This is a genomic window from Devosia psychrophila (genome assembly GCF_000971275.1).
Taxonomy (GTDB): domain Bacteria; phylum Pseudomonadota; class Alphaproteobacteria; order Rhizobiales; family Devosiaceae; genus Devosia; species Devosia psychrophila.
In genome coordinates, this window is record NZ_LAPV01000150.1 from 1 (window position 1) to 10619 (window position 10619).

Here is a 10619-nt window from a genome sequence, read left to right on the forward strand (position 1 = left end):
GCCCCTGTTCGAGGCACGCACTCGATCACCCCAAAACAGCAAAACCCATAGCGCAACACCTGCGGACCACGGGTTCCTGCATGAGAGGCTTTCGTACGCCAAGAGGCACCCGAAACCCTTCACCATTTCTGCCATTGAGGCTGCCTCCTGAATATCTCGAAAGCTGACGTCCGGTTGTAAGGTCGCGACATCGAGCAAGAGGGGGACTGCCGCCCGTCCGAATTCGGATTGTAGTTATTCCTCGTCGCGGGTGTTCCGCCTTCCAGGTCATCACCACCAGTCCATCCAAGAACCGCACCCATCCATAGTCGGAATTGGCACCGGCACGGTCATGTCATTTTAGTCTAGGTGCTGAAGCAGCCCCATCCAGTGCCGGAGCTCCCTTAACTTTTTCCTGGATCGCCAACGGAAACATCGGCAACGGGAACGCCTACCGCGCGCCTCCGTTATCCTGCTGTCGTCCAGTTGCGGACAAGAAAAAGCGTCAGATGACCAGTAATTTACCTAAATCTCGCCCAGGCGCGACACACGGCTTGGCCATCCATGCCGGTTCGGAGTCCCTGTGGTCGGTAGAAAGGGCCGCGTCACCGCTGATCGGCACCGCCATTCACAACGGCCATGCCCTGCGCGATGAGGTGTCGTCCGTCATGGCGCTCGATGGCGCACAGCGCCTACGCGAAGAGGATCCTTTCACCGAATATACCATTCGTGACGTTCCCAATCGCGTGGTCTTTCATCGCTCGCGCTTCGAGATCGATCTCAACCGCGATGCGCCCGGTGCAGTCTATCTGCGTCCCGATCAGGCCTGGGGCTTGAAGGTCTGGTCGTCGCAGCCCGAAGGCGCGCTGGTCGGGCGCTCGCTCGATGTGCACGCGGCCTATTACGCCATGCTGCAGCAATTGCTGTCCGGCATTGCCGACGAATACGGCCAGTTCGTGCTGCTCGACATCCACAGCTACAACCACCGTCGCGACGGTCCCGGTGCCGCCCCGACGCCTGAAGACAAAGCGCCAAAGATCAATATCGGTACATTTTCGATGGACCGCGAACGGTGGGCCCATGTGGTCGATCCGTTCATCGAAAGCCTGCGCAGTTATTCCCTGCGCGGCAAGTCGATGGATGTGCGCGAGAATATCGCCTTCCAGGGGCGCGGCGAGCAGACGCGCTTCGTGCATGCCAATTTTGCGGCCACCGGCTGCGCGATCGCTATCGAGTTCAAGAAGTTCTTCATGGACGAATGGACCGGGGAACCCGATGCCGAAGCGCTGCAGGCGCTGCGTGCGATGATCACAGGTTCATTGCCCGTGCTCCTCAATGGCCTCAAGGCAACTGCATGACTGAGGTCGACGAAAAACTGCTGGCCGAGTTTGGCAAGGCGCTTGCCGCAGGAGAGCCCATTCGCCGCGATTTCGGTCGGGGTGAGCGGCTACATATCGACCGGCCCTTGCCCTTCCTGATCGTCCAGGTCGGCCGGCGACGGGAGGCGGCTGCGCGGGAGATCGTCGCGGCCAACTCGTCCTATCTGCTGGTCCGCAATCTCGGCACGGCCAAGGCGGTAATCAAACTGGTTGCCGCCGCTATGACCGAAAGATTTGGCGCATTCATCTTGCTTGATGTAGGGGAACTTGAACGTGACCGACTGGCCAGCGACGCCGACTACCTGCCACCCTTCGAAATGAGCTTGTCAGCAGCCGGGGGCGATGCCGCCAACCAGGCGCTCCTGGCCTTCGCTTCGGCTACCGAGCAAACAAAGACCAAATACCGCGCACCCCAGATCGCCCGGCCCAAAACCGTGGACGATCCCGCCGCCAAGCTGGCCCGTCTGCTGCCAGGGCTGGCTTCATTGACCATTCGCTTCGCGCCCATTTATCGGGTGCCCGAATCCGACGCCTTCTATCCCGAACTGTTCGAGCGCGTCGTTGCCAATATCGTCGACGCCGGCCTGCAAGCCGTCGCCAGTTTTGCCGATACCACCGGCAGTCTGGCGCTGTCCTCGCATCGGGCACTGGGCCGGCGTGCTTTTGTTGACGCTGTTACGCGGGCAGATCGGGCGATCGACGAGGTTGCTCAGTCATTCGATTTCCTGCTGGCGGTGACCCCAATCAATGCGCAGGCGGCATGGGGCGAATTCAAGCAGAGTGGCTGCGAAATGGCGCCGCGCTTTCTCTATCGGCCACTGTCCGTCGATGTCGCGCAGCAGAAGAAGGCGCTCTTTTCCGTTGCCCTCGATCACTTCGAGGACCCGGTACTGACAACACTCTACCGGGAGAAGCAGCAGGAACTTGACGTGCAACTGTCGCTGCTTGCGGCGCGAGAGACCCCGCGCTACGTGGAATTCGGCAGGGCGCTCTACGGGAACGTCGAAGCAGGATTGCTCAAGAACGCCACCGCCATTCTGGCCGAAACCAAGGCCGGTCGGGGCAAGGGCAAAAGCGACGACGCTGACGTCGCTTTTGTCGAAGGTCGGGCGCGCGCCATGATCAGTGCCTATGCCGGTGCCTATGAGGGCTTTTCGGCCCGCGTCGAGTTGCGCGACGACCTGCCATCGGGCGTCATGGTGTCGGGCGGGCGGTTGCTGATCTCGCGCAATACCACCATGGCACGCGACCGGGTCGAGGCCCTGCTCAGCCACGAAGTGGGTGTGCATCTGCTGACCTATTTCAACGGCTCGGCGCAGGGCTTGCGTCTGTTCCGTTCCGGCCTTGCAGGCTGCGAGGGCGTGCAAGAAGGGCTGGCCGTTCTGTCCGAATACCTCGTTGGCGGCATGACGGTGGCAAGGCTGCGCTTGATTGCGGCTCGCGTCGTTGCCTGTGCGGACATGCTCGAGGGCGCCGGATTTGTCGAATGCCATCGCCGGCTGGTGCTCGACTTCGGATTCACCGAACTGGCTGCGTTCAACCTCGCTTTGCGCGTCTATCGCGGTGGCGGCCTGACCAAGGACGCCATCTACCTGCGCGGCTTGCTCGAAGTGCTGGCCCATCTGCGCGCCGGCGGCTCGCTCGATCCGTTCTGGATGGGCAAGATCGCCGCCAGCCACTTCGGCGTCATGCAAGAACTGAGCACCCGCGGACTGCTCAAGGCGCCGCGGCTGCTGCCGCAATTTCTGTCTCATCCACAGGCCGCGGAGCGGCTCAGGGCAGCTTATGCCGGCATAACTCCCATTCAGATGTCAGCCAACTAGGAGCGTCACCTATGCGCATCGCGTTTTTTGTCAATTCAATCGAAGGCGAAACGCCGAACTACTCGACTACCCACCTGGCGCTGGCGGCGCTTAATCGCGGGCACGACATCTGCTACCTGACCCCATCCGACTTCGTGCTGCGGCCCGATGACAGTCTGGTCGCGCGGGCGCTGACCCTTCCGGCCAGCAACTACAAGAAGGCCGAAACGCTGTTCAAGGACTTGCAGGGCGACGGCGCCAGCGTTGAAACCCTCAATGTCGCCGAGATCGATGTGCTGCTGCTGCGCAACGATCCCTCCGAGGACGCTACCGGCCGCCCGTGGGCAGCTCATGTCGGCACCGTGTTTGGCCGCCTGGCAGCGGCGCGTGGCGTGATCGTGCTCAACGACCCCGATGGCCTTACCCGCGCACAGAATAAGCTCTATTTCCAGGATTTTCCGGCATCCGTTCGGCCCGAAACGCTTATTGCCAAAAGCATCGAGGAAATCCGCAAATTCATCGACCAGCAGAAGAAGGGCGTTATCCTCAAGCCCCTGCAGGGATCAGGCGGCAAAAACGTCTTCAAGATCGCGTCGGCCAGGGACGCCAATATCAAACAGATTTTCGAGGCGGTCAGCGAGGAAGGTTACCTCATCGCCCAGAGCTTCATGCCCGAGGCATCGCAGGGCGATGTGCGCTTTTTCCTGATGAACGGCCAGCCACTGCAGCGGGACGGAAAATATGCCGCCTTCCGCCGCGCCCCGGCGGAGGGAGAAATCCGCTCCAACATCCACGCTGGCGGCAGCGCCGTGGCCATCGAGGTCACCGACACCATGCTGACCATTGCCGAAACGGTGCGTCCCAAGTTGATCCAGGACGGTATGTTTCTTGTAGGCCTCGATATCGTCGGGGACAAATTGCTCGAGATCAACGTCTTCACCCCCGGCGGCCTCAACAACCTGTCGCAGATGTATGGCGTCGACTTTGCGCTAAGCGTCATCGAGGCGTTGGAGCGTAAGGTGGATATCAGGAAGGGCTATGGCGGGACCCTGAGCAACCGTGAACTGGCGACCTTCTAGCCAGGCCGCCTAGGGTTCTTGCAGTCTGCACCGTCTCAGGTGTTGAGATCGATCTAGCGATGGTCCTGAACCGGTAAGGGCTACTGTAGCGCACTCTTAGTGTGGCGATAGCGAGGGCCGGGTTGACCAGCACGATATGTCCGCTCTCTTTCCAAAACTAACTTAAAGCTGACGGACCGCTACCGGCCCCAAATCAGTCGTGGCGCAGGCCTCGATAGCTCTTCCCCAAACTAAGGCGTGGCTCGGTCGGACCCAGGGCATAATCCGCTCGATCATACCAAGTGCGGGTTTAAACTTTTGGGTGATTTGCGTCTGATCCATGCTGCTAATAGTTGAAACTATTGTTGTGCAGACACGAAATCGCACGGCCTTTCACGCCGGAGGTCACGGGTTCGAGTCCCGTCTCTCGCGCCACCCTTTCGTAGGGTTTGGCGCAAAGTGGCTTGGAAGTTTCAACTTCCCACAATGCCGAATTTCAACATATTGAACTCCATCTGTTCCGACGCTGGCCGGCTACGGCCGATCTTTCGCGCCAGATCCGCCTCGCGGACCGCCGCGATGTTGACCGGCATATAGGTCTTCTGCAGCTTCCTGTTCTGATCGATAGAGTTGGCCATCTTGGCCGCGATCGACTCGACCGAAGCGCCGCCGGCGTTTGCCTCGACAGCGCTGGTGCGGCGCATGTCCATCAGCGTCCGCGTCTCGCCCTTTCCAAACACATGGCGGCGGAAATCGGCGAAGTCGTCGACGAGCGAATCCTCGGTGTAGGACGCCGGGCCGCGCGGCCGCCCGCCCTTGCCCAAGGGCGTAAAGCCGCGCGTCCAGAACATCGGCGCGTCGTCTGCAGCGCAAAGGTCACGCCACATACAACTCGACCAAGCTTTTGGTACGCTTGGAAAGGATGCCGAAGGCGGCCTCGCTGGTCTTGGTGCGCTGAATGGCGAAAGCCATGCCGCTGTCGCTGGTAACCACCTGGCCCGGCGTGAGGGTCCGGGAATCGACCGGCGAAAACTGAGTGTCCCAGGCGACTGCAATGATGCACGCCAGACCGCCAAATCCGGCCCCGTAGCGCCCCTTTGACCATCCGGATAACCTCACCTCACGCCACGTCTCCGTGCGTCCTGCAACGCCCTCTTTGCGGATTGCCAACGATGGGTCGTGATTGGGGATGCAGAGTTTCATACTGGCCAGTACGCGGTACAGCGAACACCAAGTTTTCATCGCCCGTCCTGCTTCGCCTGGGCCCTTCCATCGCACTATTGTGCGGGTACTGGCGCGCAAGCCCAGCGCCTGGCGCAATGGCGCCCCCTTCAAGGACTGAGTGTTGTGCCGGCCAGCATCGAGAATATCCGATGTCGGCTGGGCACTGCAGCCGATGGGGGCCGGCAGATGGTCTCGATCCTGACCGCTGTACTCAACGATGGCCTGCCGGCGGTCGAGACCGCCTGTGCCAAGGCGCATGAAAGGGGTCTGCTGGGCCGATATCGTCGCTACACATCCTGGCCCGGCAGCGTGAACCACGCAGCCCGGTCACGATCCTGAGCACCCCACAAACCCTCCAGCTCTGCGTCGAGCCCACGGCCGACTGTTCCCGCTATGTCACCGCCTTGGCGCTTCCTCGTTTCCTCTTCTAGAGAGCGTCGCCGGTGCCCGTGTCTCACTAGCCGGCAGTTCGTGCCCTTGTTCCAAAAGTTCAATGAAGCGCTGGGCGATGATCGCATCCATGCTGTCGGGATTGAGTTCAACCACCCGTTTGTAGGCGGCGATAGCGTCGCCGTTGCGGGCAAGGTGCTGGTAATTCATTGCTTGCTGGTAGATCAGGCCGGGGTCGTCGGGTGCTATCACTGCGGCTTCGGCCAGAACAACCTGGGCCTCGCTATAAAGCCCGAGTTTGTCGAGCGCTTCGGCGAGACCCCGCCTGTAGTCTACGTTGCCTGGATCCAGCTCGGCTGTGATCTTGAACCGCTCTACTGCACCCTCGGCGTCATCCGACATCAGCATACTGAGGCCTAGCTGGTACTGAAGCTCGGCATTGCCGGGTTCGAAATCGGCCGCATTGCGGTAGAATGGAACCGCTGCGGCGTAGTCACTCTTCATGAAGTGCAGCAGTCCCAACTGCCCCAGCGCCGCCGGATCGCTCGGATCGATCTGGAGTGCTTCCTCGAGCAGGACGATTCCTGCCGGCTCCTCGCCAGCGCCCAGCTGCATCAGGGCAGCCTTGATCAGATAGCGTGGCGCGGACGGGTCGAGTTCGGTGGCCCGCCGATAGAGTTCGACGGCTCGGTCCAAGTTCCCTTCGGCGCTTGCAAGGTCTGCGAGCCCTTCGACAGCCCGGACATTGTTCGGATCGGCACGTTGGATTTCTTTGAAAAGCCTGAGCGCTTGCGGCGCATCGCCTTCCGCTAGCAGCGTGTTCGCCAGATTGGCCTTGGCGGGCAAGAATTCCGGAACCAGCGCGAGGGCGGCCTCGAACTCGTCGATTGCCATCTGCGGCTGATTGGCGTTGTTCTTTAAGATGCCGAGCAGATTGTGGGCCCAATGGGCCTCTGCTGCTCGCGAGCGAATAATGCTACGGGCCATGACCTCGGCCCGTATCGGTTGGTCATCGAGGATCGCGGCCAGAGCGACGATCGGCCGGTACTCCTCCATCACGCGCAATGCTGCATCATAAAAATATTGGGACTCGGTGGAGTTCTGTACCGCCCTGATCTGCAACACGTGCGATTCACCGGAGAACACGCGCAACCGCAGGCTTACGCCGGGCGTGCTGCAATCCGGATCGGCGCAACGGAACTCACCGCCGATCCTGGTCTCCTCGATGTTGAAGAAGCGCCGGACATAGTAGACGAGCGAGTCCACCGAGAGGCCGGAATCCGGAATCGAGAAGTCCACCCTATCGGTCGAGGCGACGACATCGATCGCTTCGATGGCGCTGCCCCCGGCACGTTCAACCTCGCGCAGGGCGTCAACCAGCCGGGCCGAGGCGACCTCGGGTGTGAGGCCCATTGTCTGCAGTTGCGCCGGCACGGTGATTGCTTCGACCACGACCTCATTGCGCCAGAACTGGCTCAGGACAACGGGCGCCAGCAGCCCTACGAGGAGCAAAACAAACAGGTTGAAGACGAGCGTGCGGATGTCGGAAGTGAGGCTTGCGACCCTCAGCATGAGCTCAAAGGACCTGCTTGTGGGCCGGGTGTCGGTCACCGGTGGCTCGGGAGTTGGTGCGACGACGGCTTCGGCGGTTGCTGGTGCGCTTTTCCTTTTGCGCGCGGGCGCCTTCTTCGGCACGGAAACTGATGCTGCCGGCCCTTCCATCCTCACGCACTCCCCAATACCAAACGACAATGCAGTCACGCTTCACGCGGCGAAAGTAACGCACGCCAACCGATATTGCGAGCCGCTTCACCTTCAACTTTTGCCTCGCAAACGACACCACGGACCCGAAAATTAGTGGGCATCGACCTGAATAACTTTGGGAAGGTCAGTATGTTAAGACCATCACTTTCCGAATATTGACTTGCCAAGCAGGTTGGCCAACGTGACACTCGCCTTGAGCCAGAACAAAAACTGGCATTGGGGGGGTGGCATGGGCTCAGTAATCGGACGTCTGATCGAGTTGGTCGTGGTGGGATTGGTCCTATCCGTACCGCCAGTCTTCGCACAGGCGGTTAACGACAAAACCGCAGCCACCTGCGACCAACTCGCTTCAAGTCCCCTCGATCCGGCCGTACCGGTTGGTACCGGGGTGAAGTTTGACGACTTGGATGCCGGGGCGGCCATAGTTGCCTGCGCCAGCGCCGTCGAGGCCAATCCTGATAATGCCAAGCTGCGCTTCCAACTGGCGCGATCCTATGACGTCGCCGAACAATTCGACAAGGCCATCGCAGAATACCGGGTTGCGGCCGACCAGGGTTACGCATTGGCCCTGTCGTCCCTTGGTTCACTATACGAGGGCGGGTATGGCCTTGATGCCGATCCGGCAGCGGCCGCTCGGCTTTATGAGGAAGCCGCGGGGGCAGGTGTTGTTGTCGCCATGGAGAATTTGGCCAAGCTTTATGAGGATGGCCGCAGCGTAACCCAGGACTACGATCGCGCGGTAGAGCTCTATCGCCAGGCCGCGGAGGCCGGCTCCCCCTACGCAAGCGGCTCGCTGGGGTGGCTCGCGGAAAACGGGTTTGGCATGCCCCAGGACGACGTGGAGGCGGCGCGGCTCTATCAGATCGCGGCCGATGGCGGCGAGGCCTTCGCCCAGCACAATATCGGGGTCATGTATGCAAAGGCACGCGGCGGCCTGACGCAGAGCGACGTCGAGGCAGTCAAATACTTCAACCTCGCGGCGGAGCAGCAGTGGCCGCCGTCCTATCAGAGCCTGGGCTGGCACTACAGTCAGGGTGCCGGCGTGAGCGAGGACCTCGCGAAAGCCGAAGAGTACTTCCGTCTTGCCATTGCGGAAGGTGACAAGAACGTAAGGGGCGACGCCAGCAATGATCTTGCCTGGATGTTTGCGACGGAGAGTATCCGGCTCGACGAGGCCGAACAGCTAGCACGCCAAGCAGTGGACGCCGGGCCCGAGATGGCCAGCCGGATTGATACGCTGGCCTGGGTGCTGCATGTGTCAGGGCGGCACGAAGATGCGCTGCCCTTTGCACGGAAAGCAGTCGCACTCGAGGGTGACAACGCGATCTTCGCTGACCATCTTGCAGAAATAGAGGCGGCGCTCGGAAAGTAGGTGGAGGCTCCGGCTCGTCCGGCGGAGGAAATCTAGTGAAGCGATTGGTGTTGTGCTTCGATGGCAGCTGGAACCGGCTCGACGCGCCGCATCCGACCAATGTTCTGCTCACTGCCGAAAGTGTGATGCCTATGGCCGACAAGAGTGTCGGGCAGATAACCTTCTATGACGAGGGCGTCGGCAGCGAGGACGGCGACGCTTTCGTCGGGGGCGTGTTTGGCGCGGGCCTCGTTAAGAACCTGAGCGACGGCTATCGATTCCTGATTTTCAACTATTCGCCCGGCGACGAAATCTTCGTTTTCGGCTTCTCGCGAGGAGCATACACGGCTCGATCCTTCATTGGTCTGCTCAGCACCTGCGGAATTCTACACCGACAACACGCCCGCCGCGCCAATGAAGCGGTCGATCTTTACAAGCGACGGCGCATTTCTGAATTGTTCCAGGAGGAAGTGCTGCGCTTCAGGAGTGAGTGTTCGCCCCATATCTGCGTATCGGACCGGGAAGATGCCTGGCGGACCAATCATGTCGCTCAGTATAGGAAGGGATCAAGCCCTCTGCTCAAAGTAAAGTATCTCGGGGTCTGGGACACCGTGGGCGCTCTGGGTATCCCGCGCTACTTTGTCCTGGCAAACGCCATTAATCGTATTCATCAGTTTCACGATGTCAGTCTTTCGCCAATTGTCGAGCAGGCGCGGCATGCCGTCGCTATTGACGAGCAAAAGGTCGATTTCGAGCCTACGCTCTGGGAAAATCTTCGGGAGTTGAACTTGGATCGGCATGCGAACCCCGAAAGTGCTGACGCACCCTACCAGCAGATGTGGTTTCCCGGCCGACATGGCTCGGTGGGTGGCGGCGGCGAGCGGCGGGGCCTATCCGATCTGGCTCTCGAATGGATTTGGGACGGCGCACGGCAGGCTGGACTTGACCTGGACGCCTCGCCTCAATCGCACCTGGCCAGGCTACGTTCCTCGCACCGCGAAAATCTGATAAACCGGGACAAGCAGGCGGGCTTCAACCCCGTCGGCTTCGTCCTCGATAGGCTGCCGACCGCCGCCCGCCAGCCCGGACCGCAACGCCTGCACGAGGTCAGCCCAATGGCGAGGAGGCGGTGGAAAGAGCGCCCCATCAACCTGCCCGAAGCCCAGGCCTATCGACCGGCAACTCTTCGGCCCCTTGAATCGGAACTCGACGCACAACCGGACGACATTGTAGGTGTGCCCGAGCAAGGGGACGAAGGATTTTTGATCTACATAGTCAAACCCAACGATACCCTCGAGCGTATTTCTGACCAGATCTACGGGACGCCGGCAAAGGCGGAAGCGATCTTCCAGGCCAACCTAAACAAGCTGTCTGGCCCGGGCGACCTGCACTCTGGGCAGTCGCTGCGATTGCCGGCCATTTAGCCCTCACAGCTTCGCCCGCCGGTCTAGTGCAGCCGGCGCCGGCACGAATTGTGGGCGCAAAGGCCCGCCGCGGCAACTCCGGCGGATGTCCGCTTTTGGATTCCATGCCGATCGGCGCAGTGGCCGACTTGGGGCGGTGAGTTCAACTGGTCATTGCAACACCTTCTGCAGCCTATCGGCCGGCGTTTCGAAGTTTAGGGTTTTTCGGGGTCGTTGATTGAGCTGCAGGGCGACGGCGTCGAGTTGGT

General features: G+C 60.9%; 8 protein-coding genes and 1 pseudogene. 6 read left to right on the forward strand and 3 right to left on the reverse strand.

What is annotated here, in order from left to right; genetic code table 11:
* Positions 1 to 533: 533 nt before the first annotated feature.
* Genes WH91_RS16915 through WH91_RS16925 form a run of 3 tightly spaced genes read left to right on the forward strand, consistent with a single transcriptional unit; the run spans position 534 to position 4239 of the window.
* Complete coding sequence (locus tag WH91_RS16915; protein ID WP_046172192.1) at positions 534 to 1337, forward strand: N-formylglutamate amidohydrolase; 804 nt, start codon at positions 534 to 536, stop codon at positions 1335 to 1337.
* Entirely contained in the window at positions 1334 to 3181 is a 1848-nt protein-coding gene (locus WH91_RS16920; RefSeq protein WP_046172193.1) for a flavohemoglobin expression-modulating QEGLA motif protein, read from the forward strand. The genes WH91_RS16915 and WH91_RS16920 overlap by 4 nt, the downstream gene beginning before the upstream one ends.
* An 11-nt stretch (positions 3182 to 3192) precedes the next feature.
* Positions 3193 to 4239 (forward strand): glutathione synthase, encoded by a 1047-nt coding sequence (locus WH91_RS16925; protein WP_046172194.1) that lies wholly within the window; start codon positions 3193 to 3195, stop codon positions 4237 to 4239.
* Between the two features lie 452 nt (positions 4240 to 4691).
* Here WH91_RS16925 and WH91_RS16930 read toward each other — a convergent pair whose 3' ends face one another.
* Positions 4692 to 5105 carry a hypothetical protein gene (locus WH91_RS16930; protein WP_074797895.1) on the reverse strand — a complete coding sequence of 138 codons (414 nt, stop codon included), beginning with the start codon at positions 5103 to 5105 and terminating at the stop codon, positions 4692 to 4694.
* A complete protein-coding gene (locus WH91_RS16935; protein ID WP_144408384.1) occupies positions 5095 to 5538 on the reverse strand; it encodes a hypothetical protein in 444 nt (147 codons plus the stop codon). The genes WH91_RS16930 and WH91_RS16935 overlap by 11 nt, the downstream gene beginning before the upstream one ends.
* On the opposite strand from WH91_RS16935, the pseudogene WH91_RS25545 reads away from it, so the two are divergent.
* Positions 5483 to 5873: pseudogene (locus tag WH91_RS25545) on the forward strand (IS21 family transposase); the annotation flags it as partial. The gene WH91_RS16935 and the pseudogene WH91_RS25545 sit on opposite strands and share 56 nt — an antisense overlap.
* Here the strand turns inward: WH91_RS25545 and WH91_RS16940 are convergent.
* Positions 5839 to 7554, reverse strand: coding sequence for a tetratricopeptide repeat protein (locus WH91_RS16940; protein WP_046172197.1), 1716 nt, complete (start codon positions 7552 to 7554; stop codon positions 5839 to 5841). The pseudogene WH91_RS25545 and the gene WH91_RS16940 sit on opposite strands and share 35 nt — an antisense overlap.
* Positions 7555 to 7825: 271 nt before the next feature.
* Here WH91_RS16940 and WH91_RS22755 point away from each other — a divergent pair, with 271 nt between their 5' ends.
* Both WH91_RS22755 and WH91_RS16950 read left to right on the forward strand, forming a co-directional pair.
* Positions 7826 to 8968, forward strand: a complete 1143-nt coding sequence (locus WH91_RS22755) for a tetratricopeptide repeat protein (protein WP_052952912.1) — start codon at positions 7826 to 7828, stop codon at positions 8966 to 8968.
* 35 nt (positions 8969 to 9003) lie between these two features.
* Positions 9004 to 10371: a phospholipase effector Tle1 domain-containing protein gene (locus tag WH91_RS16950; protein WP_046172198.1), complete on the forward strand. Its 1368-nt coding sequence runs from the start codon at positions 9004 to 9006 to the stop codon at positions 10369 to 10371.
* Positions 10372 to 10619 lie beyond the last annotated feature (248 nt).